Raw genomic sequence first — 26,172 nt, 5'->3', positions numbered from 1 at the left:
TAATTTGAATGGGGATTTGGTAGCGGAGGAGGGACTTGAACCCCCGACACGCGGATTATGATTCCGCTGCTCTAACCAACTGAGCTACTCCGCCATGAGTGAGAGGCGATTTAAGCGAGGGGCCGGAAAGGGTCAAGGGGGAAACACCGCCTTACAGAGATTATTTTTGCCCCGATCAATCTGCTTTGGTTGCCTGTTGTGCAGCGACCCCAGCAGTATCAGCAATTCTACGAATGAAGGCCGCGCAGGCGTCGGGTGCGGTGATCGGGATCATATGGCCCAACCCTTCTATCTTTTCGTCACTCAGCCCGAACCGGGTCATGGGGGCACCGTTGGCGGTGGGTGAAAGTATGGTGTCTTGTGCCCCGTACAGAATGCCGCCGGGTACGGACAAGTCGGTATAGCGGTCTACCTGGGCTCCGATACTTTCATCCACCCCTACAACATCCTGCGACGCGGTAATGAAGGCCGAAGGGCGCAACCCCAGCGCACCGCCGGCGCGGTCCAGAAAGTCATCTGGCGCGGGTTCCGGATAGAAAACGGCTCCCAATGTATGCGGGGCGGTCTTAGCCGATATGGGGACAGCGATCGTGTTGCCGATAAAGTTGCGCAACCACTCGGTACGTATTTCCAGCGGTTTGAAAACTTGCGGCGTGTTCGACAGCTTTTGCGTCAGCGGGGCGAGCAAAGCGAGCGCTTTGGTTTTCTCCGGGTGTTCCAACGCCATGGCCAGCGATACGGCCCCGCCCAATGAGTGCCCGACCAGAACGGCGTTGGAAATGCCTTTGGTGTCCAGAAACTCTTGAATCATGCGGGCCTGTTCGGGCAGGCGCCCAAGATCGGCGCTATCGCGGGTCGAATATCCGCAGCCAGGGCGGTCGACTGCGATGACGTGATAGTCATCCGCCAACAGGTCCATCAGAGAATAGGTGAAATGCTGCAGCTGCCCCGCAAGCCCGTGGATCATGATGATTGTCTGCTTAGTGGGGTCGCCCTTTTCCACGTAATGAATGCTGCCGCCGCGCACCGGGACAATCTGTCCAAGTTGCGGGACGCGCTGCAACCCCTGCCGGGTCAGTCGCCGGGTCCACAGGTTCATGCCGACAAAGAAGCCGCCGACCAGAAGGGCGATAACTAGAATTGTGGTCATCTCATCACTTTCCGCATGAGGAAGGGGTAGGTTGGTATTGTTCCAGCCCGGATTGCGCCATGCGCTTTTCATACTCTGAAACGGTCCCGGGCCAAAGCGTCGTGTTCCGGCCCTGTGCATCCTGATACCATGAGGCGCAGCCACCCACCTGCCATACGCTGTCTTCGTGCCGCTCGCGCATCTCCTGTTCGAAGGCTTCCTGGTAGTCCGGGCGCGGGGTTATCATCTGCAACCCGTCGCGGTTCATCTGGTCCAGCACTCGGCCGATGTGGCGAACCTGTGCTTCGATCATCAGCACAACCGAGTTGTGACCGAGGCCGGTATGTGGCCCGAGCAAGATGAAGAAATTGGGGAAACCTGCGATGGCAGTACCCAAATGCGCTTTCATTCCGTCCGACCATGCCTGGCGCAATGTCAGTCCATCGGATCCCGTTATGTCGAGGCGCTCGACGACATCTGTGACATGAAACCCGGTGCCCCAGATCAGAACGTCAGCATGTGTTCGGCTTCCGTCAGATGAAATGATCTGATCGCCCTCAATTGATGCCACACCGTGCGGGAGAACTGTCACGTTTTCACGCGCCAGTGCCGGGTACCAATCGTTCGAGCTGAGGATGCGTTTGCAACCGATCCTATAGTCCGGCGTCAACTGTTTGCGCAGGCCTGGGTCGGCGATCGCGCTTTCCAACGATTTGCGCCACATCTTCATGGCAAAATTTACCATCCGTTTTTCGCCGCTGAACACGCGGTGGCGATACTCGAAGACCATGTAAATCAGTTTCCGGCGTGCCCAAGGTAACACCGGGATGCTGCGATAAAGGCGGCGTAACCGGGGCGCGATTGGGCCATCCGGGCGGGGCAGGACATAGGGCGCGCTGCGTTGAAAGATTGTGACGTGTGCAGCAGTTTTCGCAATTTCTGGAACAAACTGGACAGCGGATGCGCCGGTTCCGACAACTGCGACGCTTTTTTCCTCAAGCGGCGTGTCGTGATCCCACTCGGCTGAGTGAAAGCAAGGCCCGGGAAAGCTGTCCGCACCGGGTAAATCGGGGATGCTGGGCAGATGCAGCGCCCCAATGGCCGAGACCAGAAACCGCGCGGACCAGCGCTGCCCACTTTCGGTTTCCACCTGCCAGCGCATGCCGTCCCAGCGGGCAGATTTCAGCTGCTGACCGAAATGGCAAAGCTGGTAAATCCCCTCATCAAGGCAGACCTTTTTCAGATAGGCCTGAATTTCAGCGCCGCCCGCGTAGGCCCGACTCCAGTCCGGGTTCAGATGCGTTGCCATGGAATAGAGGTGCGATGGGATATCACACGCGACACCGGGATAGGTGTTCTCACGCCACGTCCCGCCAATCTCATTCGCTTTTTCAAGGATCACAATGTCCTTGATGCCGCGTTTGCGGGCCTCAATCGCCATCGTCAGGCCGGAAAATCCAGCGCCGACGATCAGCATATCGGTTTGATAGTCCATGCGCTCGTCCCTCCCAAAACGACCGATATGGTTGGATCAGACTATAGGTGCTGGATTGCGTGAGAACAGCCTCCCGTAGGGTCAGGCACCGTTCACGGTTTATTCAGCCGCGTAGGATTTCGCCATTTGGATCAAAGGGCGGCTCGGACAGAATGGTCGCCTTGTGCGGACGTCCCAATACCATCACCTCGACCTCATCCCCTGCTTTGGCATCGGTTACAAAGCCAAGCGCCAGAGACATGCCGACGGAATAACCATAAGCGCCAGAGGTCACGCGGCCGATACCCTGACCATTTTTGAAGACTGGCTCACCGCCGGTCGCGTCGGCGTTCGACGCGCTGGTGTCAGCCTCATCCAGATGCAAAAGGACAAGCTGTTCGCGGGCAGGGTTGGCTAAAACGGTCTCGGCTGCGTTCTTGTTCAGAAAGTCTTTGCTGAACTTGCACAACCGATCCAGACCTACCTCATGCGGCCAGTATTCGGGGCTGTATTCGCGGCTCCACGAGCCATATCCTTTTTCGACCCGCAACGACATCAGTGCTCGGCTTCCCACTGGGCCTGCGCCAAACTCCTGACCGACCTGAAGCAGGGCGTCATACAGGCGGGCCTGATCTTCGGTGGCACAGTGAACCTCCCACCCCAAATCACCCGTGAACGAAACCCGTAGGGCCAGTACTTCGATTCCGGCCAGTTCGATTTGGGCGGATCGCATGAAGGGGAAATCCTCGGTGGCCAGCGAGGTATTGGTCAGGCGCTGCAATAACTCGCGCGATTTTGGGCCAGCGACGTTGAACCCGCACACGGCCTCGGTCCGGCTTTTGAATGTGGTGCCATCGGGCAGGGGGACCTGTTTGAAGAACCGTTTGTGATACCGCTCGGCCAATCCGGATCCGATGATCCAAAACTCGTCATCGGCCACACGGGTTACAGTGAAGTCCCCGGCGATGCCCCCGCGTTTCGAGATCAGAGGCGTAAGACAGGACCTGCCGACCGATTTGGGCATGGTGTTGGTGAAAACAGCATTCAGCCAGTCCTCGCCTCCCGGTCCCTTGCAGACATATTTGGCAAAGTTCGAGATATCGATGATCCCCGCGCGCTCACGCAGCATCCGGCATTCCTCACCCACGGGTTCCCACCAGTTCTGACGGGTAAAGCCATTAGTGTCTTTGGTTCCTGGCGTATCCGCGAACCACAAGGGGTGCTCCCACCCTGCGTTCAGGCCAAACACTGCGCCTATTTGAGCTTGCGTGTCATAGATGGGGCGCGTGCGCGCTGGGCGGCCTGCGCTGCGTTCCTCGTTCGGGAAGTGGATCGCGAACCGGTGGGCGTACTGGTCCTGAACGCGGGCCATTGTGAACTCTTTCGTCGCCCAGTCATCGAACCGAGCCATATCCCAGGCGAACATATCGTACTGCGTTTCACCCTCGATGATCCATTGCGCCGCCATCAGGCCCATGCCGCCAGATTGTGAGAAGCCGGGGATGATACCGTTGCAACAGAAATAGCCGTCGACCTCGGGCACTGGTCCCATCAGCACGTTGCTGTCGGGCGACCAGATCATCGGCCCGTTGATAACCCGCTTGATACCGGCTTCACCCACGGCGGGCAGACGTTCGATGGCGTTCATCATATTCTCTTCGATCCGTTCCAGATCGTCGGGGAAGAGATCATGCGCGAAGTCGAGTGGCGTGCCGTCCTCGGCCCAGAATTTCATGTCCTTTTCATAGGCGCCAACCAGCAGGCCCTGACCTTCCTGCCGCAAGTAATACTCGCCGTCACGATCACTGACCGAGGGCAGCCGGGTGCCACGCGCTGCCACGTCCGCCATTGTTTCGGTCACGAAATACTGGTGCTCAGTCGGTTGTAGGGGCAGCTCAATTCCGGCAAGTTTGGCGACTTCGCGCCCCCACAGACCGGCGGCATTGACGACCCAAGGGGTGTGGATGTCGCCCTTGGGTGTTCGTATGATCCAAGTGCCATCTTCTTGCTGGTCAGTCGCCGTGACGGGGGTAAATCGATGGATCTCGGCTCCGCGTTGCCGGGCGCCCACCGCATAGGCGTTTGTGACGCCCGATGGATCCACATTGCCACCGTCTGGTTCGTACATCACGCAGCGGATGCCATCGAAGTTGACCAGCGGGTTCAGTCGCTGGGCCTCTTCGATGCTGATCTCGTAAAAGTTCATGCCATAAAGCTTGGCCTTAGCGGCTTGCAGCTTCAGTTGATGTTCGCGTTCTTCGGTTTGCGCGAGGTAAAGCGAGCCGGGCTGGAACACGCCACAGCTTTGGCCGGTTTCGGCTTCAAGCTCTTTGTACAGGTTCATCGTATAGTGCTGAATGCGGCTGACATTGGTGCTGTCGTGCAGCCCGTGGATGTTCGCCGCGGCGTGCCAAGTGGACCCGGATGTCAGTTCATCCCGTTCCAGCAGAACCACATCCGACCATCCCAGTTTGGTCAAATGATAGAGGATCGAACACCCGATCACCCCGCCGCCAATCACCACCGCCTGTGCATTCGTTTTCATGAGCCTGCCGTATCAAAGTTGGTCCCGCGGCCATGTGTCATCATCGTAATGGCATCGGCAACGGACATAAATTTCAAGTTGGGTTGAGTGAGTTTAATCTGAGGCTAAACTCAGAAATCCAGCTTATGCGCCCGATCATGTTCGACCAGCCGCTGGTTCAGCGCATCAGCTTCGGGCGCGCCGGATTCCAGCGCGAAAATGAAGGCATGTGTCAGGTAAAAACAGGCCGCGTCGATGTCCAGCGCCGTTTCGCGCTCATCCGCGGCCAGGGTGTAGTACCGGATCAGATCGGCATGATCATTTCGATCATGCGCGGCCAGCAAGAGGCGATCCAGTTCCTGTTTGTCCATGGGCGTCCCCTTCTACGGGCAACCGGTCAGCCACCCGGCGGCTGAACAATCCAAAAGGGTTACTCCGCGCGGCCGTTTTCAACTTGCGTCGCGACCCAATGGTGGAAGTTGTGCGTCGGGCCGTCCATCGCGGGCGAGAACCGACCGCCATCGAATAGCATTCCATGCCGGCCCTTTTGCATGCCTTCGACCACAAAGACATCCTCTTCGAATACCGTCTTCCACAGCTGCGCGTTCGAGGCACGCAGTCCATCATGCTGCGGAGTGTCATCAATGCTTTTGGCGTAGTACAGTTCGATATGTTCGACGGTGTTTTCCTGATCGACCGGCTCCAGCACAATGGCAAATACGTGATCGCGTTGCACACCCAACAGAACGTTTGGATAAACCGCAATATACTCTGCGCCTTCGTTCCACTTGTCGCTCAGCCCGTCAAAATCCGGGAAGGTTGCGCCGTCCTGATCTGTCAGTTGGCGGTAAACCAGGGTCCCTTGGCCCGAATACTGACCGCGCTCTTCGATGTTGTAGTGATCCTCCAGCCGCGAATAACTGTTCAGACCGGGATGCACCCATGGCAGGTGATAGCTTTCGCAATAGTTCTCGACCGCAAGCTTCCAGTTGGTCTTGACCTCAAGCTTGAATGAGGACGTTTCACCGCAGTGGAAGACGGGTTTCTCAAATTCCTTCCAACGTTCCAGCAGGGGGCCGTGGACCTCTTCGAACTCTGGCGCATTGCCATCGACATTCACAAAGATCACATCCCGCCAGACATAGGAGCGTACGCGAACGAGACCCAAGTCTTCGCGATTGACGTCTTCGTGCTTGTTCTGGCCGGGACCACCCACATGCGGGGTTGCGCGCAGCTCACCTTTCAGGCTGTAGCACCAGCTGTGATAGGGGCAGCGGATTGCGCCGCCGATTTTGCGCGGCGTGTCTACCAGAATCATCCCGCGGTGGCGGCAGGTGTTTTGGAAAACGCCAACCTCGCCGTCCTTGTCCCGGACAATCAGCAGCGGCATGCCCAGAAAATCGACTGGTTTTGCATCGCCTTCTTCCGGAACATCCTTGCCGAAGCCGATCCCGGACCAGTTGGCATACAGCACAGAACGCTTTTCTTCGTCAAAAACGGCCGGATCGATGTAATGTTCGTTCGGCAGGCCATTTGCGACGTTTACATCGGCCAGAACGGAAGACAGCGCGCTATGCTTGTTCATCGGGCTCTCCTGAGGTTTTGCTGGATGCTATTAATCCCTATTGGCGGATTGCACCTGTTAGTCTCAATATCAGAAAAGCTCATCAGAGAGTGATTTCACCTAAACCGAACCTTCCTGAACCTCTTGAACGATCCAGTTCTTCAGGGCGCGGGCACTGTCTGAGAGTTCTTCATCCGGTCGCCCGACCAGGTAAAACTGGTTCGGAGCGGGCACTTGATGCGTGCCGATAGGAACCAGTTTGCCTGATTGCAGCATGGGTTGGATCAGCCGCTGCCAACCCAGCGCCAGCCCGGCACCCTTGCGCGCAAGCTGCAGCGCGACTGAATAGCTGTTGACGCGGGATTCAATGGGCACTGCGCCATTAAATCCCAACTGCTGGAACCATTCGGGCCAGGTGGTCCAGGTGCGGTCTTCTGACTCCAGATGGATCAGCCGTTCAGAAGTCAGATCCTCAAGACCGGCATCCGCAAGCCTTTCTGCCATTTCTGGGCTTCCGACCGGGACTAGCTGGTCGCGAAACAGGGGAGTGTGTGACAGGTTGGGATCGCTGTCCCGCCCATAGCGAATGAAAAAGTCGACGTCAGGCCGATCGCGAAAGGGGCGATCCTGTGACAGTTGATCAACATTAACCTCGGGCATGTCCCGCCAGAACCGAATGACAGCCGGAGACAACCACAACGCGGCAACCGCGGTTGTCGATCCTACGGTCACCTTTCCCGCCGTGGACCGGTCGCGGATCATGCTCAGCGTTTTTGAGATGCGCCCGAAGGATGTGGACAGCGCGTCATAAAGCGCCTTGCCATCCTCGGTCAGATCAACGCCGCGATGCTTGCGTTGAAAGAGAGGTGTGTCCAGATCGCCTTCTAGCGCCTTGATCTGGTGGCTGACCGCGCCGGGTGTGACAGACAGTTCAACGGCGGCGTTCTTAAAGCTCAGGTGGCGGGCGGCGGCCTCAAAAGCTGACAAGGTTGTCAGCGGCGGCAGGTTGTAGTGGCGTCTGGACATGGAAGCTGGTGAATCGTTTTTCGGGTTAGTTTAATTTTTATCAACTCAGTTTTAGTTTTTTTGAAGGTGAAAGCTATAGCGCTTTTGATGATTTGATGTTTTTCTGGCTCAAGTTAAAGGCGGATGTCGCATTTTTCGTCAATGCGTCGGTTCTGGCCGAATTTTGAACGGAGCGCCACTATAGTCAGTTCTACCAACAAACGTTGTGTTTTTCGGGCTTTTCGAGAGAATTTTCCGGGCGTCGCAAGACGGTACTGCGACACAATGATGTCCCGAACTGACAAACGGGAAAGGTCGAAAGGGGACGTGAAGGAGGCGCGAACCCATTCCCAGTTGGTAAGACCGAGTATCGCCTGATTGCACGGTGTGTTGAATTCAATGCAACTCAGAAGGCGTAAGACCATGCGGCGGTGCCGCATTTCTGAAACACAGAAACGAAACAAGAAAGAGCCGATACGTCTGCTGCAGCACCTTCCCCATCGTTCGAGGCGATTGGGCGAATAGCGAGAAGTGCAGAGACAGTATCGCAATTGATACAGCACCACGGAGGAGCAACATGTCGATACCCGAACCCTTTACGGATCTAGAAATAGAAACGGCCGATGCCGGATTCTATGAAAATTACAGCGTCCCAATCGCCCTAATCAGTAAGGGCATCATGGTTGCCCTTGTACTGTGGGCACTTGTCTTCCCGGCCAATGCCAACAGCACACTTGGCAGCTGGAACGGAAAGTTGCTGGAAATCTTCAACAGCTTCTACGTGGTCATTGTCGGCCTGTTTGTCATCTTCCTCGTCATTGTTGCCATCCTTCCAACGACCGGAAAGCGGGTTATGGGAACAGCGGGCGAAAAACCCGAGTTTTCGAACTTCTCCTGGTTCTCGATGATGTTCGGAGCGGGTCTGGGTGTCGGCCTGATGGTTTTTGCCACCGCTGAACCGTTGGGCCTGTGGGGATCGAACCCCGAAGTCGTGGCCGGTGCAGTTGCAGGCAATGATCCAGAGTCCGTTCAATCCGCGTATCGGTATACTTTCCTGCATTATGGCTTTCATGCCTGGGCAATTTACGTGGTGACCGGCCTGTCGCTGGCCTACTACGCCTATACTCGTGACATGCCTCTGACCATTCGCGCGGCTCTTACCCCGCTTTTCGGTCGTCTGATGAACGGTTTTCTCGGCCACGTCGTTGACGTTCTGGGCGTTGTTGCAACGATCCTGGGTGTGTCCGTTACGATCGGGTTTGGTGTCAGCCAGTTCATCGACGGTCTGTATGCAATCACCGGTATGGAATGGATCATGGATTTTGGTGGTGAAGTACCTACGCCAAGCAAAGTTGGTCTGATCGCGGGTCTGGTTGTCATCATGGGTCTGTCGATTATTTCGGCGGTCTCGGGTGTTGGTCGCGGTGTTAAATACCTGTCGAACCTGAACCTTGTTCTGTCGATCATCCTGCTGGGCACCTTTGTGATCTTCGGCTCGTTCGTATTCGCTATGACGACCTATGGCACAGCACTGTTTGACTACCTGCTGCACTTCCTCTCGCTGAGCTTTGGTGCATACGGTCCGTTGTCGACCGAAGCGTTTGCAGCGGCTCTGCCTGCAGAAGCGCAGGCGCATGCGGCTGATCTGGTAGGTGGCGCAACCAACGCATGGGGCAGCTTTGACGGCTTTAAGAGCGGTCTTGAAGGTGCTGCGGCTGAGTTGAGTGACGACACGCTGGCGGCTGTTTACGCCGCAGGCGAGCAAGGCCGTCAGTTTGGCTGGCAGTCGGGCTGGACCACCTTCTATTGGGCTTGGTGGATTGCGTTCTCGCCGTTTGTGGGCCTGTTCCTAGCGCGCATCTCTAAGGGTCGGTCTGTACGTGAGTTCATTCTGGGCTGCGTACTGGCGCCGGCGCTGGTTTGCTTTGCCTGGATGACTGTTCTGGGTGGTACTGCGATTGATCTGGAATTGGCTGGTGCAGCTGAAGGCGCGATCATCGGTGCGTCGAACACCAACAAGCTGTTCGTGACGCTGTCTTACATGATCGACGGTGGGCTTCTGTCCATGCTGAACGTCATGTGCGTGATCCTGATCATGACCTTCCTGGTGACCTCCGCGGACTCGGGCATTCTGGTTATGAATACCATCATGTCCGGTGGCAGCCAGGAAACCGGCGTCAAGCACCGTATCATCTGGGGTGTTATCCTGACCGCCGTGATCGGTGCGCTGATCTTGGCCGCTGGTGAAAACAACCCGATGGACGCGTTGCGCAATGCGATGATCATCGGTGCTCTGCCCTTTACGGTTGTTATGGGGCTGATGATGGTTTCGCTGACCAAGGCGCTCTATCGTGATGGTCGGCGCGACAAGCATGCTGATGCAAGCACGCAGGCGGCTGAATAAGCGCAGGTCTTAATGCCAAAACAGACGCCGCCCCAGTTGGGGCGGCGTTTTTCGTTCCGGGTTCCCGTGTCGTTTCCTGCAAACAGATATCGCAATCAGTGAGGTGCGCCGGTGCCGAATCCGTCAGTCTGATCAGCAAGATTGGAGGATTGCCCCGTGAACATTCGTACCGCGACACGCTCGGGCGGACGCTCTGCCCGTCGCGCCCTGCGCACTGCCCCGAACTTTGAAATGCTGCCCGGCCTGACCAGAGGTATCCCCTTGTGTGAGGTAATGGATGGTGCTCAGGTCGAACGCATCGACACTGCTTCGATGGATATTCTGGAAAATGTCGGCGTTCAGTTTCGCGACCCGATTGCGCTGAAAGACTGGAAAAAAGCCGGAGCCAAGGTCGAAGGGGAGCTGGTTTACCTCGACCGTGGTTTGGTGCGTGAGTTGATTGCCACCATACCCAGCGATTTCACATATCACGCGCGGGACCCGAAAAAGAATGTGCGGCTGGGCGGTAAACACTCGATCTTTGTGCCTATGACCGGCGCTCCATTCCTGCGCGATCTGGACGACGTGCGCCGAAATCCGTTGCTGGAAGATCTGGCGATGTTCCACAAACTCAGCCACATGATGCCCGCGCTGCATTCCTCGGCGCATCACATCGTGGAACCTTATGACCATCCGATCAGTCAACGCCACCTGCGCATCACCTATTCGTCGATGAAACACTCGGACAAAACGTTCATGGGCATGACCACCTCACCCAAGAACGCCGAAGATGTGATGGATATGTGCGCGATCCTGTTTGGCGAGGAATTCCTTGAAGATCACCCGGTGACCACCGGTAACTGCAATGGCAACTCGCCGTTGGTGTGGGACGAAACCATGCTGGGTGCATTGCGGGCCTTTTGTCGTCGCAATCAACCAGTGCTCTGCTCACCCTTCGTTCTGGGGGGGGCCAACACGCCCGCATCTGTTCCGGCCACGGTGGCCCAGTTGAATGCCGAGGCGCTGAGCGCACTGGCCTACACGCAGGTCATCCGCAAAGGGGCTCCGGCGATCTATGGCCACTACCTGTCGACCGTGTCGATGAAATCCGGTGCTCCGATGGCGGGTACACCCGAGATCAGCCTGATGAATTTCATGATTGGCCAGATGGCACGGCATTATGACGTCCCTTGGCGTACTTCGAACACGTTGGGTGGGGCCAAAACCTTTGATGCTCAGGCCGGATATGAATCTGCCACCACCTTGCAGGCAGTCATGCATGCGGGTGCCAACTACATCTGGCACTCGGCCGGATGGAATGAGGCCGGGATGCACTGTTCCGTGGCCAAGTTTATCGTCGACGCCGAACAATGTGCGATGGCGTACCGCATGGCCGAGGGGCCAAAGTGGCACGATTTCGATCAAGCCCTCGCAGCGGTTCCGGATGTTGGGCCCGGTGGTCATTATCTTGGTCACCCCCATACACAGGACAATTTCCAGAGTGCGTTCTTCATGCCCGAGCTGTTCGACAACAACTCGATCGAACAATGGCAGGCAGAAGGCAGCATTGAAATCACCGCGCGCGCCCTGAACCGCGCACGCGCGTTGCTGGCCGAGTATGAAGAACCCAAACTGGATGAGGCGAAAAACGAGGCCTTGCTGGACTACATCGCCCGACGTGAGCGTGGAATCCCGGCCGCTGATGAGCTGAACCAAAGTTACTGAAGTTACTCCCCCGCATTCCACCCGCCCGGCCAGTTGGGCGGGTTTGTCCCTTCAATAGCAGTACGGAACACAAGTCGTGAAAATCGCTGAAATTCACATCTATAGCCACGATCTGCCTGTCAAAAACGGCCCGTACACAATGGCCAATGCCGAGGTCTGGGCACTGGACACCACATTGGTCAAAATGGTGGCCGACAACGGGTTGGTCGGATGGGGCGAGACTTGCCCGGTTGGCCCCACTTACGCCGAGGCCCACGCCGCTGGCGCTCGGGCTGCGTTGGCTCAGATGGCCGAAGGACTATTGGGTGCTGAGATCTCTCCGCTAGGACTGCACCGACGAATGGGCGGCCTTTTGAACGGACACAACTATGCCAAGGCGGCTATCGACATCGCGGCACATGATCTGCTGGGCAAGCAGTTTGGGATCAGCGTGTCGGAACTTCTTGGCGGTGCCGAAGTGAACAAGGTTCCGTCATATTATGCGACGGGGGTTGGGGCGCCCGACGATATAGCCGTTCTGGCCAGGGAAAAATTGGCCGAAGGTTACCTGCGCCTGCAAATCAAAGTTGGTGGCCGGCCGGTTGAAATCGATATCGAAACCATCCGCAAAGTGTGGGAGGCAATCGGCGGGTCAGGCATGCGGCTGGCCGTGGACGGAAACCGCGGCTGGACAACCCGTGATGCGTTGCGTGTCAGCCGCGAATGCCCGGACATTCCGTTTGTCATGGAACAACCCTGCGATACGATCGAAGATCTGCAAAAGATACGGTCACAAGTGAGCCACCCGATCTACATGGACGAAAATGCCACCAATCTGAACACGGTTATCACTGCGGCGGGCATTGGTCTGGTGGATGGGTTCGGTATGAAGGTCACGCGGATCGGTGGCCTACAGCCCATGCGCGCGTTCCGAGACCACTGCGAGGCGCGGAATCTGCCCCATACCTGCGACGACAGTTGGGGAGGGGACATTATTGCCGCAGCATGCACACATATCGGCGCGACTGTTCGACCCGATCTGCTGGAAGGCGTTTGGCTGGCTGCGCCATACATCGAAGGCAATTACGATGCCCAGAATGGAATTCGCATTGAAGGCGGGCATATCCAAGTTCCAACCGGGCCGGGGTTGGGCGTCGTTCCCGACGAAACCCGCTTTGGCGGGCCGGTCGCATCTTTCTGACGGAGCATATCATGGAGTTTGCGGGAAAATCAGCTTTGGTCACGGGCGCTGCAGGGGGGATCGGAACCACTCTGGTGCGCCGCCTAAGTGCCGCCGGCGCGCAGGTTGCCGTTGCTGACCGCCTGACTGACGGGATCGAGGCCGAGGCCCATCTGCCTGGTGATCTGCTGGACCCGACCTATGCCGATGCACTTCCGCAAAGGGCAGCAGATGCGCTGGGCGGGTTGGACATTGTTGTTAACAACGCAGGTGTCATTACGCGGGGTGCCGTCACTGAAACCTCGGATCAGGATTGGTCTCTGTCTCTGGGCGTGAACGTCGAAGCCCCCTTTCGCATTTGCCGCGCTGCGATCCCGATTATGGCTGCCAACGGAGGCGGTGCGATCGTAAACACCGCATCCTGCTGGGGCCTGCGCCCCGGTCCAAACCACGCTGTCTATTGCATGACCAAGGCCGCGATTGCCTCTCTGACTCAATGCATGGGGATGGACCACGCCCATCAGGGCATCCGCATCAACGCGGTTTGCCCGAACGAGGTGAACACGCCTATGTTGCGATCCGGTTTTGCCAAGCGTGGCTTCGACCCGGACACAGCTGTCGCCAAGCTGGGGCAGACTGTTCCCTTGGGGCGAATTGCTGAACCCGAAGACATTGCTGATGTAATCCTGTTTCTGGCCTCGGATGCGTCGCGCTATATCTGCGGCGCGGTGCTTGAGGTGAACGGAGGCAAGCCAGTATCATGACCCGATTTGAAGGCAAAACCGTCCTTGTCACCGGCGGACGCAGCGGGATCGGTCGGGCTATTGCTGAGCGATTGTGTCAGGACGGGGCGCAGGTGTTTACCGCGCAGCGCGGGCAAGATCCCAGGTTCGAAAAGATCGAGGCAGATTTTGGTGATCCGAGCAGCCCGCAATCTGTGGTAAATCAGGTCGTTGAGCGGGCAGGGCGTCTGGATATCCTCGTCAACAACGCGGGCATGATGCAGGAAGTCCTTGTCGAAGACATGAGCCTGGAGGATTGGCAGCGCAACCTGACAGTCAACCTGACGGCTCCTTTTCTGCTGATCAAGGCGGCGCTGCCCCATCTGCGGCAGACGCAAGGGAACATCGTCAATATCGGCTCAATCGAAGGATTGGGCTGTAATCCTGGCCATGCGGCCTATTGTGCGACCAAGGCCGGATTGCACGGATTGACCCGTGCCGTCGCCGTGGATCACGGGGCGGAGAGGGTCCGGTGCAACGCGGTGGCGCCCGGCTGGATAGACACTGAACTGAACATGGGTTTCATCGACGCTCAGCCGGATCCGGATGCATTTCGCCGCGACATTGGCCGCATTCATCCCGTCGCCCGGACTGGCCGACCAGAGGAGGTCGCGGCAGTGGTAGCGTTTCTTGCGTCTGAAGAGGCCAGTTTTGTCACCGGTCAGGTCTACACCGTGGACGGCGGTCGCATGACCAAGCTCAGCCTGCCCTGACAGGTCATTCCTTTCCTGAACGCCACTCTTTCCAAATCAGATAGCTATTTGCACCCAATGATGCGAACGGCTCTGGCGGCAGGCGCGACGGCATCGGTTGGGTCAGGAAATGATCCGCGATGTCCGATCCGCCCTGCGTGAACAATTCCGCCACTGCCATGCCCTGCAATGTCCCTCGGGCAATTCCCAAGCCGTTCTGACAACAGGCCGAGAAGACACCCTCATCCAACTCTCCGAATGCTGCTGATCCGTTTCGGCTAAGGCAAAGCATTCCGGCCCAACGATGCTCCATTTGCACCTGGGGCAGATGCGGGAACCGTTCGCGAAATTTGCGGTCGTGCACCCAGCCTGCATTGCGCAGGCGCATTGGGCTGGTCTCGATTGTCGGATGAAAAGTTGAACAGGACCGGATCAAAATCCGGTCGCCATAGCTGCCTGAGACCCGCCGGACTGAGGTGCCCATCGGATCGGCCGGAGTGACCGACCAGCGGGATTGACCGCCCAATGTCGTGATCTGTTCAGGCGTCAAACGCTCGGTGATCGACGCGTAAAGGCAGATGTGCATCAGTCGGCGTTCGTAGAAACCAAAGCTCTCCAGATGGCCGTTATTGGCCAGAATTATGCGGCCCGTCGAAACCTGCGCTTCAGGTGTTTTCACAAGCCATCCCACGCCTTGTCTTTCAAAGCCGGTAACAGGAGAGTTTTCGAACAGATCAATATGTGGCGATAGGTGAGAGGACAGAGCGCGAATGTAGCCGGCGGGCTGGATCATCACTGTGCCGGGTGCGTAGAGGCCCGAGCTGTAGTGCGGGCTGCCCGTGATCTCTTGCATCTGTTGGCGGTCAAAAAGCGTGCTAGGCTCTCCCAACCGATCCAGATGTGCGGCGAATTCGCGGTTGTGCCTGTCCCCGGCTCGTGTGGCGGCTGCGTTGAACTTACCGCAGGGATCGAACATTTCCTGCGGCAGCTCGCATTCTTCAGCCACGTTCGTTGCAAATCTTATTGCGCGGCGGTTTAGGGCTATGGTTGCGCGGTCCGCTTCCAGCCCGCCTCCGGCGTAATTGTCCGAGGCCAGATCATGGGGCAGATCGATCATGAAGCCCGAATTGCGGCCAGCGGAACCTTCGGCAAAGCGACCAGCCTCTAGCAGAACAACCTTGAGCGCTGGGTCAAGCTGGCGCAGCCTGCGCGCGGCGCTCAGCCCGGCAAACCCGCCACCGACAATTGTGACGTCGGCTGAGGTGTTCTGTTCAAGTCGGGGTCGCGATGTTTGGGGCGGCAGGATGGCGTTCCACCCCGCCGGCCCGGTCTGTCGTGGCACCCGTTTTGCAGTATAGGCCGTCAATCGATCGCCTCGTCCGCGTCATCGGCCAGATCAATCCAGATGGTTTTCAACTGGGTGTACTGGTCGTGGGCATGGACCGAGTTGTCGCGGCCACCAAAACCGGATTGTTTGTAGCCGCCGAAGGGGGTGGTGATGTCACCCTCGCCAAAGCTGTTCACCGTCACGGTTCCGGCGCGGATCGCCCGCGCGCCGCGGATGGCTCGCTTGGCGTTAGCCGTAAAGATCGAAGCACACAGGCCATAGTCGGTGTCATTGGCAATCTTGATGGCCTCGTCAAAGCCAGACACTTCGATCACCGACAGAACGGGACCAAAGATCTCTTCGCGCGCCAGAGTGCTGTGATTGCCGGGTACTTCGACCACGGTCGCTTCGACAAAACCCTTGTTGGCATTGCCACCAATCACCACGTTTTCGGCTTGTTCTAAGTAGCCGCAGACCTTGTTGTAGTGGCCTTCGCTGACCAACGCACCCATTCGGGTTTCCGGGTCCAGCGGATCACCGATGTTCCACTGCTTCGCGTGATGGGCGATCCGCTCCAGCAACTCGGCCTTTACGTCCTTGTGCACGATCAGACGGGACGAGGCGGAACAATTCTCACCCATATTCCAGAACGCGCCATTCACGACATGGGCCGCCACGCGGTCAAGGTTCTCGGCGTCATCCATCACGATGGCCGGGTTCTTGCCGCCCATCTCCAACACAACCTCTTTGGCGTTGCTTTCCGCCGAATAAGTCAGGAACCGTTTGCCAGTGACGGTCGAGCCGGTGAAAGAGACCATGTCGATATCCATGTGTCGACCAATCGGCTCACCGACATCAGCGCCGCCACCGGGCACGATGTTCAAAACGCCGCGCGGCAGGCCCGCGTCCATCGCCAGTTCCGCGAGGCGCAGGGCGGTCAGCGTGGTTTCGGTCGCCGGTTTCACCACGACGGAACAGCCCGCCGCCAGCGCTGGCCCGATCTTCCACGCCAGCATCAGCAGCGGGAAGTTCCACGGCAGCACCAACCCCACAACTCCGATGGGTTCGCGCACCACCATGGCGATGTGGTCGTCGCTGGTGGGCGAGACCTGATCATAGATTTTGTCGATCGCCTCGGCATGCCATTTCAGGCAGTGGATCGTTTCGGGGATATCCAGGTTTTCGCAGTCATAGATGGTCTTGCCGCTGTCGATACTCTCCATCACTGCCAATTCACGGGCATTGCGGTTCATCAACTTGGCCAGTCGGATCAGTATGTCCTTGCGATCCGAGGGGTGCATCCTGGACCAGCGTCCATCGTCAAACGCTTCACGCGCTTTTTCGACGGCAAAATCCACATCCGCCGCGTCGCAAGCGGCAATATCGGCCAGTTTCTCGCCTGTGGCGGGGTTCACCGTCTCAAAAGTCTTGCCAGAGACAGCCGGGCGGAAAGCGCCGTCGATGAAGGCCCCGGTGGGCAAGGTCAGGCCCGCAGCGATGGATTTGTATTCGTCCTGTGTCAGCAATTCCATGCCTTAGCCCTCCGCCACGATATCTGCGATTGTTTTCTTCAGCACGCGCGTCACCTGTTCCAAAGCGCGTTTGTCATCCTTGTTCAGCCCCTTAAGCGGGGGCCGCATCGCGCCTGCGTTGATCCCGTTCATGGTGACGCCATGCTTGATGGTCTGGATGAACTTGCCGCCCTGTTCCAGCACCCGCATCAACGGCATCATGGCGGACATGATGCGGCGGCCCTTTGCGAAGTTCCCTTCGACAACGCAGGCTTGATATAGTGCTACATGTTCGGCTGGCAGGAAGTTCGACCCACCGCAGACCCAGAACGGTGCGCCCCAGGCGAAGAATTCCAGCGCCTGATCATCCATGCCGCAGCCAAGCTGGATATGCGGGTAATCCCGCGCCAACAAATGCACCCGGTTGATATCCCCTGAGCTTTCCTTGATGCCGCAGAAGTTTCGGCTGCGCCCCACGCGGTCAAGGAATTCTTCCCCCATCATTGTACCGGTGCGGTGCGGGTAGTTGTACAACATCACCGGCAAGTCAGCGGCCTTGTCGATAGCCAGCGCGTTCAGGGCGTTTTCCCGATCGGTCGGCACAGAATAGGGTGGGCTTGCCAGCAGGATTGCGTCTGCGCCAATCTCTCGCGCGCCCGAGGCCAGCGCGATGGAATCCGGCGTCAGCATCGCGCCGGTTCCGACAACCAGAGGCAACCGGCCTTTCAACTGTTTATGCGTGAACGACGCCAGTTCCAGCCGTTCTTCGACGGTCTGGGCATAGTTCTCACCCGTTGACCCGCCCGAGATCAGCCCGTGCACACCATTGTCGATCAGGTATTCGATCACGTGGGACAGGGCATCCCAGTTCACGCGGCCATCTTGGTTATAGGGCGTGACCACCGGGGTATAGATCCCCTCAAATCTGAAAATCGGGTTCATTCCGTCCTCATGCAGGTTTCGAAAGGGGCGGGATACCCATCGGGATATCCAGCGCAGCAGGCATCACGAACAGTTCGATTTGGTCGCGTGACAGGTTCCAGTGATCCTCGGCCAGCTGCGCAGCAGCCGCCTCATCGCCCGCCTCGATGGCGGCGATGATGGCGTCATGCTGGCGACTTGCCTCCGACAGGTTCTCGGTCTTGTGCGCGGATTGGGGTCTATAGAAGGTCATCCCGATCCGGGCATGGTCGATCAGCAACCGGTTGAATGATGGCCGCAAGTAGACATTGCCTGACATCTCTCCGGTCACATCATGAAAGCGGTTATTGGCCAATGCCCGATCTTCGGCGGATCCGGACTGCAACGCAGCCTTGAACGCCTGTTGCGCGTCTTTCAGGTCGTTGATCTGAGTTCGTGTGGCGTTCTGCGCGGCGAGTCGCAAAACCGCGCCATAGACCATGGGTGCAGCCAGAAAGAAGTCACGCAGGGTGGTATAAGACATCTCAGACACCCGCGCACTGCGGTTGGTGCGCAAGTCCAGATAGCCTTCGCCCGCCAGTTGCCGGAACACTTCGCGCAACGGTGTCCGGGACAAGCCGAAAGCGTCGGACAGATGCGCTTCGTCCAAATCTGTGCCTGGTTGCAGGCGCAGCGTCAGGATCGACACCTTCAGGTGCTCCATCAACTCTGCCTTACGGGATTTGGCGTCGTCTTGCATCCGTTCCTCCAACAGTCGCTGCGCGAATCGTGTCGGCTAATTCGTTCATTCTCTGTATTCTAAAAAAATACAAGTTGTATACAGAAAAGAATCGTGCAGCATAGGCCGTCGACCACGTCAAACTGAATCGGACGTTTATGCGCCAACCCCGTCACATCACTTTCATCCTGATCGAGGAATTCTCGCATCTCGCCTTTTCCTGCGCGGTCGAGCCGCTGCGCATTGCCAACCTCGTCAGTGGTGAAAATCTGTATGAGTGGTCTTTTGTGTCTGAACACAGCAAGCAGGCCGTCTGTTCCAACGGGTCGGTGACATTGGTTCATGGTGGACTGGATGCGCTGCCAAAAACAAACCAGCTGTTCGTGCTGTCGGGTATTCATATGCGCAACCATGTCTCGCGCCCTCTGCTTGCAACGCTGCGGCGCGAACGGGCACGGGGAACCGCCATCGGCGCCTTGTGTTCGGGCGCGTGGTTGCTTGCCGAGGCAGGGTTTCTGGACGGGATGCAGGCCGCCATTCACTGGGAGTACCACGATGCCTTTATGGAAGCCTTTCCCGAGGTGAACTTGGTGCGCAGCGTCTTTGTCGCCGATGAAAAGCATATCACTGCCTCGGGCGGTACGGCGACCGCCGACCTTATGTTGCACCTGATTGAACGGGACCACGGCCAAGAGTTGTCCATCGCGGTTGCTGACCAGATGGTCTACAACGCCGTGCGCAATGCTACGGCTAAACAGCGTGTGTCTCTTCAATCGCGCAACGGGATGCGTAACGCGCATCTCGCCAAGGCTATTCATATCATGCAGGACTGCATTGAGGCACCGGTTTCACCATCTGATATTGCCGGGGATCTGGGGATTTCAACGCGCCAGTTGGAACGGTTGTTCGGCAAATACCTCAACACGTCGCCCAAGAAGTACTTTATGGAGCTTCGGCTGGAGCGCGCGCAGAAGCTGCTATTGCAGACCGAAGCATCCGTGACCGAAGTGGCTATGGCCTGCGGGTTCGAAAATCCGGGACATTTTTCGCGCGTTTACCGGTCGAGTTTTGGTGTGACGCCACATGCCCAAAAGAACAAGATAGACTAAGTGATAAGGACGGGGGGAGCGTCTCTGTCCTAAGGCGAGCCTGGCTGAACAGGCGCTCACCCCCTGATCCTGCTTCGTACCCCCTCGTTAAAACTTTACTGGTAAACTGGTCAGCAGGATTGAGTATTCATACATATCGAAGTGGGCATAACTATTACAAGATCGTGTCAGATATGTGTGCTTTTTGTTTAAAACATTAACGTTTGCGGTGTTCACCAGTTGACCAAATGGCTCAAAACAGGCCAACTTATAGGGTGAAATGTATAGACAGACTCTGAAGTTGGCCAAAAAAGACGACAAATCGGGAAATTCTGACCGCAATTCCCATGCGGGCGATGCCGTCAGATTTTATATCTTCATCACAATTTGACGGTGGAGGATATCAATGCACTTGGAAATCGGTAAATCTGACTCCCGCTTCGCCAACGGCGCGGTTTCTCGTGCCAGTCGCGAGCGTCAGATTTGCGATGCGGCCAAATTGGCCGAAGCTGCCTTTTCCGAACTGACCGCTGTTGCGGACCGCGCGCCGGATATGGCGGCGTCCAACGGTCAGGTTTTTCAGGTGTTCCGTTGGTATTTCTTGTCGGCTTATTGCACGCGACTGCTGACCAACGCCGCCCATCGGCTAGAGCGTCAAACTTTACAGGTCTCGATGGACGTGTTCAGCGCCGTTAGAATGGTCCTGCCGGACACAGAGGTTGAAGCATCCATGGCCCTGGCTCAGGGTGAAGTGACAACACCGGCCGCGGCGCGCTTGAACAAGATCGGATGCCGTGGACATTCTGCGGGCTGGATCGCCGCAAAGCTGAATCAGCAAGGTCGGGACATCCCATCAGAGATCAAGAGCTCGCTTGCGGGCGCATTGTCAGCGTCGGAACGGCGCATTTGACGCGACCGGGGATCCCAGCGCGCGCTGGGTAATTTCGACAAAAAAATTCAACGCACTGTCGGTTTCTCAATGGGAGAGTGGATCGACAAATTCAAGTTTTTCCCGGCAAGTGGGGCTTGCATACGCCAAGTCTCACTCCCGTTTGAGGAAGGTTGCATTCATACTCCGCGAACAAGGCGTTGAGCTGAATGGTTCAAAGTAAACTCAATGCGTCACGCGCAATTCGAACCGCGCTACCGGGGCTTGATGCGCCCATGGCACATGCAAGCGGGTACTGGACTGCCATGCTCATAACCGAGCAGCGTGTGCATTATTCAATGGAGATTATATGGTGCTGCTGGAGAGAATTGAACTCTCGACCTCTCCCTTACCAATGTGTTTTCCGAGCTTTTGGACTGGCTTGGACGCGAGTTGATAAAATTGTCTCCAGTAGCATAACAGATTGCTCTATATGGACTTTTCCCCGAGTTGATTTTGCATGGTGTCGCATCCGGCTAGCCCTTGTTGCACTCCGCTCCCCTACTAATCCCCTACTAGTGACCCCACCCCGTCGACGGGTGTAGAGACAGGCCACCCAACTGCGTGTCCCGCTCTGAAGGAGTTGGCGAGCTACATTGCAGGCCAGAATCCCAGCTGTTCGCCACTAAAGGCGTGTGAAAAATTCGAATGAGTGCAGACGATGGTCAGGCAATTACCAAAGGCATTTCGCCTGGTTTTGTATTCTTGGGCGCCATAATCTTAGCAAAACAATGCGCTAGTCGTTTTAGGCAATCGTGGTTTTCGAATAGGCAGCTGGTCTCTCTCGACGGCCCGACATACTAAAACTTCAAGTGCACCAACGCAGATTAGCAGTAGCCAATATGAAAAATGAACTAGAAAAAGTACTCCGATATTGGCGTGTTTCATTGGCTGATAGTGCGCTAGGAGACGGCAAGTTCACACAACGGGATCGGAAGCGGTTCATAGAGGTTTCGGGTGAAACCGTTCGTTCCGGAATTCTTCCGGAGGCGGTTGTCGACAGGGTGTTTGCAGGACAGAAGTCGGCAAAAAGCATTGCCGTTCGATTCTGGCCGCTGGTCATGGCTCGTAAATCCTCTCACGGCGCAGCACTGGTTGATGGATTGCCTGAGATTGTCGCGCCGGTAGTGAGCGAAGCAACGGTTGATCGCGACGGACAGATTACCCCTTTGCGCAACGCTCTGGCGCGCGACGTGCTGTCACCCTTACCATCTGGCGAATTTTCAATCGGCAGCGTTGACGATCTTGATAGTTTTCTGACAGAGACCCCCTTGCCGGAAATGATCGTCGAGGATTCATGGCCAGAGTATCTTGGTCATTGCCGCAAGATGGTCGACGCTGTCGCAGAAGGTTGGCCAAGCGGCGACGACGATTATCAGTCGATGGGCTTTGGTTTCCTAGAACTGGCCGAAGATGCCAGTGCCACAATTCGCAACATCGTGGACCTCTACGACAAACTTCTCAGCGACAAGCCAGATGCACGCCTCTTGAGCCAGGTCGCTCAGCCTGGCAAATCAACGACGAGCCCAGATCCCAAAATTGAGCGTGAGTTTGGTCGCCGTCTCGGCCATTCAAACCCAAACTTCCCACTATCTGAGCATCAACGACAAGTCATGGCCTACCTTGATCTGTCAGAGCCAGGAGAAGTCATCGCAGTGAATGGCCCACCGGGCACTGGCAAAACCACAATGCTACTTTCCGCGGTTGCAAGTGTTTGGATACGAGCCGCCCTAAAGGCTGAAGATGCACCGGTCATCGTTGCCGCCTCTACGAATAACCAGGCTGTGACCAATATCATTGACGCGTTTGGCAAGGATTTTGCTCAGGGCGAGGGGCCTTTTGCAGGTCGATGGCTGCCTGATGTAAATAGCTTTGGGATTTTCCTGCCATCTCACTCCCGCAAGCTGGAAGCCGCGAAGAAGTATCAGACTGAAGACTTTCAGACGGCCTGCGAGAGTGTCGAGTATTTCTCAGGCGCGAAGGAGGCGTATCTTAAGGCGGCAGAGGAGGCTTTTCCTTCCCTTTCCGAAACGAGTGTGAAGTCCGTTGTTGATGCTATTCAGGGAGCGATGGTGCACGAAGCTGAGAAACTCTCTGAATTAGATCGTGCGGCTGAGGCGCTTGGAGAAGCCCAGAAAGCAGTCGATGCGCTCCTTGGCTCAAACCCGGACGAAGCCGAAGAAGGTTTGATCAAGTCGACCAGCGAGAGGCAAAGCGGTGAGTCACATTGCAAAGCTGCAAAATCTGCACTCGAGGCACACCTTGCGGCCGAATCTACGTTCGCGGCTCTCTTCAATTTTCTACCGGCAATCAAGAAAAAGCGGGTCTTGCTTGCCCGGCAAGCCGTCCGCGAATTCATGCCTGACCTTGGTGAGTTTAGGCGTGTGGATGAGCTCGAAGTCTATTTAGCTGACAGCTTGCGTTCGGCGGAGGCGGCAAGAAGAAAAGCCGAACAGGAACTTGAAAAAGCGCGGACAGTTCGTTCCTCTTTAGCGGGCGCCGAAAGTCGGTGGGAAAGTGCGAAGGCCGCGCTTGGCGAGGCAGTCGAAAGTTCGGAGCTAGAGCAGGTCGCGGATCTAAGCATCCGCTTCAAGCTTTTCTTACTTGCCACACACTACTGGGAAGGGCGGTGGCTGCTGGAGATGGAGGCGGACCTTGCTGGCATTTCAGGCTCTTCAAACAAGCGGGGGAAAGCAACAATAGTCCCGCGCTGGCATAGACGCATGATGTTGACACCTTGCGCCGTTGCCACATTCGCAAGCTTGCCAGGCAAGTTAGCTTACAGCCGCAAGACAGGGGGCAAATGGGCGAAGGAGTATCTGTACAATTTCATCGATCTTTTGATCGTGGATGAAGCTGGGCAAGTTTTGCCGGAAGTCGCCGGTGCCAGCTTCTCTCTGGCAAAGCGTGCTCTCATTATTGGTGACACTCAACAGATTGAACCCATCTCCTCAGTGCCGAAACCGGTAGATATCGGAAACCTGCGGGAAGTCGGCCTTCTGAAAAATGAAGAAGACTGGGATGCTCTCTCAGCAAGTGGGCTTTGTACCACCTCCGGCAGTGCTATGCGCATTGCGCAAGAGGCTTGCCAGGTTTCACCATATGACGAACTTGAAAAGGGTCTGTATCTCTTTGAGCACAGACGCTGCTATGACGAGATAATCGATTACAGCAACGCGTTGTGCTACAAAGGAAAACTACGGCCATTGCGGGGTAAGGTACCGGCTGACGCCGAGTTGCCCGGCTTGGGCTACTTGCATGTAGACGGTCGAGCTATGAGGGCTGGGAGTAGTCGTGCAAATCCACTGGAAGCTCGGACCATTGCTGCATGGCTTGAGGCCAACAGATCGGAGTTGGAGAGCCGCTACCATGCGCAACTTGAGCAAATTGTTGGTGTTGTAACGCCATTTGGTCGACAAGTCGGTGAAATACGCAGCGCTTTGGCGAGCAGAGGAGTTTCTGTTGATTTGCGCGACGGCATGACGGTCGGAACAGTTCATGCACTTCAAGGAGCTGAACGACCAATAATCATCTTCTCACCGGTTTATTCAAAACATGCCGATGGCAACTTCATCGATGCCTCGGCCAGCATGCTCAATGTAACAGTGTCCCGGGCCAAAGACAGTTGCCTTGTATTTGGAGATATGGACGTTCTAGCGACGGCTGCACCAGGGTCGCCTCGTGCCATGCTGGGGAATTTTCTATTCAAATCCACAGACAACGCGCTTGAGTTTGAGACTGAACCGAGAAGTGATTTGCAGATCGATAACGGCGAGCTTCAGATGCTCCGAGACGCGGCCGAGCATGACGCATTCCTTCTTGAAGCTCTTGAGGGAAGCGGGCGGCACTACTCCATCGTGAGTCCCTGGATTGTTACCCGTACTATGGAAAACGTTGGCTTCCTGTCCGCATTTGAAAAAGCTATTGGCCGAGGAGCTAGAGTAGACGTTTACACAGACCCTCTTTTGAACAATTCGACCAGCGCGGATGGCCAAACCCAAATGGCGCTCGCCGAAGCCGCACTTACCGATATTGGGGTACGACTTCACAAAGTTCCCCGTTTGCATAGCAAGATAGTGGCAATTGACGATGACCTCTTAGCGATCGGGTCTTATAATTGGATGAGCGCCGACCGACACGGCAAGTATGCGCGCCACGAGACCTCATTTGTGTATCGGGGCCAGCACCTAGAGGCGGAAATCGGCACCATCTTCCAAAGCCTGGGTGGCAGAGAAAAGAATTCAGGCTAAAGCAATAAGGTCCATTACGTTAATTGCGCCTGGCGCGCTGTTTTTAGTGATTACCATCATGGGATAAAATGCAAGATGACTGGCAGGCGATCCTTGAATACACCTGACTATTGCTCACTATCTTCAATAACTACGACGCCGGCGATGTTTGGATATTCTCGATCAGTTCGTGATCCTACCTCATCCGCCTCGCGATCCTCGAATGCCAAGGCTTGAACAACTGCGGGATGGAGACCTTGGCGGACCCCAGAGTCCGGTACTCCTGTTTGCTCGCCAAAAGCGAGATCCCTAAGTCTGCGAAGACCAGAGGCAACCAAGTCGGGTGCTCCTCCTAAAGGACGCTTTGGGCTCACGCCGTTGCAAAGAAGGCAGTGAAGGGGAATTGAGTGATTGCAGTGAGTGTCGAACTGCTCATCTGGAAGTTTACGTTCAACGATCGACGCTTCTGCAAGACTGATTCCAAAGCAGAATATTTGGTTTGGATCTGTAGGCTTCAACGAACGACATGTTTGCGGCACACGACTTGAGTCAGAGACGTGATTATAAAAGGCATAAATTGCAGGAATGCCAAGTTTCCGCGCGGTATCGAGCAGCTGATCTATTTGTCGGACTGATGGTGTCCGATTTCCGATGTTTCGTTTGATGCCGGGGTATTCGAGTTCTGCGTCTTCAAGTCTTTTTGCCTGAACTAGCATGGTTGCTGATCTACTTCGATCAGCGCTAACGAAAGACCAGATCCAATCTGCACCAGTTTTTGCTTCCTGTGGCTTGTTGTACGCAACTACCCTAACAGTACCTGGGTAAAGAGTTTTCAGATCAAGCAGTATTGTTTCGGTAATAGTTTCTTCACTGAAAGATAGCTGAGCCACTTTGGCAGCATCACGTTTTGTCCAGACCATACGCGACAAGGCCAGGAGGAAACTCTGCTCTTGTGTAAGTCCGGTCACTTTGAGCCTCCGCCTTACTTTTTTTCTTCTCTTCTGTTTTTTCAC

The 26,172-nt window shown here is 56.4% G+C and carries 19 protein-coding genes and 1 tRNA gene; 8 read left to right on the top strand and 12 right to left on the bottom strand.

All coding sequences use genetic code 11. The annotated features are described in order from the left end of the window. Positions 1-17 precede the first annotated feature (17 nt). From AC2FIO_RS06575 to AC2FIO_RS06545, 7 genes are all read right to left on the bottom strand, one after another. Positions 18-94 (bottom strand) — tRNA-Met (locus AC2FIO_RS06575). 81 nt (positions 95-175) lie between these two features. Continuing rightward, the gene (locus AC2FIO_RS06570) at positions 176-1,150 is read right to left on the bottom strand and encodes an alpha/beta fold hydrolase (protein WP_496696447.1); all 975 of its coding nucleotides are present in this window, start codon (positions 1,148-1,150) and stop codon (positions 176-178) included. Positions 1,151-1,154: 4 nt separating this feature from the next. Next, positions 1,155-2,624: a flavin-containing monooxygenase gene (locus tag AC2FIO_RS06565; protein WP_496696445.1), complete on the bottom strand. Its 1,470-nt coding sequence runs from the start codon at positions 2,622-2,624 to the stop codon at positions 1,155-1,157. A gap of 103 nt (positions 2,625-2,727) precedes the next feature. Continuing rightward, the gene (locus AC2FIO_RS06560) at positions 2,728-5,148 is read right to left on the bottom strand and encodes a GcvT family protein (RefSeq protein WP_496696443.1); all 2,421 of its coding nucleotides are present in this window, start codon (positions 5,146-5,148) and stop codon (positions 2,728-2,730) included. A 110-nt stretch (positions 5,149-5,258) separates the two neighbouring features. Then, positions 5,259-5,498: a hypothetical protein gene (locus AC2FIO_RS06555; RefSeq protein WP_496696441.1), complete on the bottom strand. Its 240-nt coding sequence runs from the start codon at positions 5,496-5,498 to the stop codon at positions 5,259-5,261. A 59-nt stretch (positions 5,499-5,557) separates the two neighbouring features. Continuing rightward, positions 5,558-6,712 carry an aromatic ring-hydroxylating oxygenase subunit alpha gene (locus AC2FIO_RS06550; RefSeq protein WP_496696439.1) on the bottom strand — a complete coding sequence of 385 codons (1,155 nt, stop codon included), beginning with the start codon at positions 6,710-6,712 and terminating at the stop codon, positions 5,558-5,560. Between the two features lie 99 nt (positions 6,713-6,811). After that, entirely contained in the window at positions 6,812-7,717 is a 906-nt protein-coding gene (locus AC2FIO_RS06545) for a LysR substrate-binding domain-containing protein (RefSeq protein ID WP_496696437.1), read from the bottom strand. Positions 7,718-8,273: 556 nt separating this feature from the next. On the opposite strand from AC2FIO_RS06545, the gene AC2FIO_RS06540 reads away from it, so the two are divergent. From AC2FIO_RS06540 to AC2FIO_RS06520, 5 genes are all read left to right on the top strand, one after another. After that, positions 8,274-10,100, top strand: coding sequence for a BCCT family transporter (locus tag AC2FIO_RS06540; RefSeq protein WP_282121115.1), 1,827 nt, complete (start codon positions 8,274-8,276; stop codon positions 10,098-10,100). A gap of 156 nt (positions 10,101-10,256) precedes the next feature. Continuing rightward, positions 10,257-11,804 carry a trimethylamine methyltransferase family protein gene (locus tag AC2FIO_RS06535; RefSeq protein WP_496696435.1) on the top strand — a complete coding sequence of 516 codons (1,548 nt, stop codon included), beginning with the start codon at positions 10,257-10,259 and terminating at the stop codon, positions 11,802-11,804. Between the two features lie 76 nt (positions 11,805-11,880). Then, on the top strand, positions 11,881-12,984 hold the full coding sequence (locus tag AC2FIO_RS06530) for a mandelate racemase/muconate lactonizing enzyme family protein (RefSeq protein ID WP_496696433.1): 1,104 nt from the start codon (positions 11,881-11,883) through the stop codon (positions 12,982-12,984). Positions 12,985-12,995: 11 nt separating this feature from the next. Then, a complete protein-coding gene (locus tag AC2FIO_RS06525; RefSeq protein WP_496696431.1) occupies positions 12,996-13,727 on the top strand; it encodes an SDR family NAD(P)-dependent oxidoreductase in 732 nt (243 codons plus the stop codon). After that, the gene (locus AC2FIO_RS06520; RefSeq protein ID WP_496696429.1) at positions 13,724-14,458 is read left to right on the top strand and encodes an SDR family NAD(P)-dependent oxidoreductase; all 735 of its coding nucleotides are present in this window, start codon (positions 13,724-13,726) and stop codon (positions 14,456-14,458) included. Before AC2FIO_RS06525 ends, AC2FIO_RS06520 begins: the two co-directional genes overlap by 4 nt. A gap of 4 nt (positions 14,459-14,462) precedes the next feature. On the opposite strand, the gene AC2FIO_RS06515 is transcribed toward AC2FIO_RS06520, so the two are convergent. The 4 genes from AC2FIO_RS06515 to AC2FIO_RS06500 are packed head-to-tail and all read right to left on the bottom strand — an operon-like array spanning position 14,463 to position 18,935. Continuing rightward, on the bottom strand, positions 14,463-15,803 hold the full coding sequence (locus tag AC2FIO_RS06515; protein ID WP_496696427.1) for an NAD(P)/FAD-dependent oxidoreductase: 1,341 nt from the start codon (positions 15,801-15,803) through the stop codon (positions 14,463-14,465). Beyond that, positions 15,800-17,296, bottom strand: coding sequence for an aldehyde dehydrogenase (locus AC2FIO_RS06510; protein WP_496696426.1), 1,497 nt, complete (start codon positions 17,294-17,296; stop codon positions 15,800-15,802). The genes AC2FIO_RS06515 and AC2FIO_RS06510 overlap by 4 nt, the downstream gene beginning before the upstream one ends. Before the next feature lie 3 nt (positions 17,297-17,299). Further along, entirely contained in the window at positions 17,300-18,217 is a 918-nt protein-coding gene (locus AC2FIO_RS06505; RefSeq protein ID WP_496696424.1) for a dihydrodipicolinate synthase family protein, read from the bottom strand. A gap of 7 nt (positions 18,218-18,224) precedes the next feature. Next, entirely contained in the window at positions 18,225-18,935 is a 711-nt protein-coding gene (locus tag AC2FIO_RS06500; protein WP_496696422.1) for a GntR family transcriptional regulator, read from the bottom strand. A gap of 137 nt (positions 18,936-19,072) precedes the next feature. Between AC2FIO_RS06500 and AC2FIO_RS06495 the strand changes: the two genes are divergently transcribed. From AC2FIO_RS06495 to AC2FIO_RS06485, 3 genes are all read left to right on the top strand, one after another. Further along, a complete protein-coding gene (locus tag AC2FIO_RS06495; protein WP_496696420.1) occupies positions 19,073-20,023 on the top strand; it encodes a GlxA family transcriptional regulator in 951 nt (316 codons plus the stop codon). 385 nt (positions 20,024-20,408) lie between these two features. Continuing rightward, positions 20,409-20,912, top strand: a complete 504-nt coding sequence (locus AC2FIO_RS06490) for a hypothetical protein (RefSeq protein WP_282121125.1) — start codon at positions 20,409-20,411, stop codon at positions 20,910-20,912. An 860-nt stretch (positions 20,913-21,772) separates the two neighbouring features. Next, the gene (locus tag AC2FIO_RS06485) at positions 21,773-25,180 is read left to right on the top strand and encodes an AAA domain-containing protein (protein ID WP_496696419.1); all 3,408 of its coding nucleotides are present in this window, start codon (positions 21,773-21,775) and stop codon (positions 25,178-25,180) included. Positions 25,181-25,287: 107 nt separating this feature from the next. On the opposite strand, the gene AC2FIO_RS06480 is transcribed toward AC2FIO_RS06485, so the two are convergent. After that, on the bottom strand, positions 25,288-26,172 hold the full coding sequence (locus AC2FIO_RS06480; RefSeq protein ID WP_496696417.1) for a DUF6615 family protein: 885 nt from the start codon (positions 26,170-26,172) through the stop codon (positions 25,288-25,290).

The organism is Ruegeria sp. CDSB086 (assembly GCF_059611065.1).
Note: the sequence above shows the minus strand (reverse complement) of the source record. Positions and strands in the feature narration are given on the sequence as shown.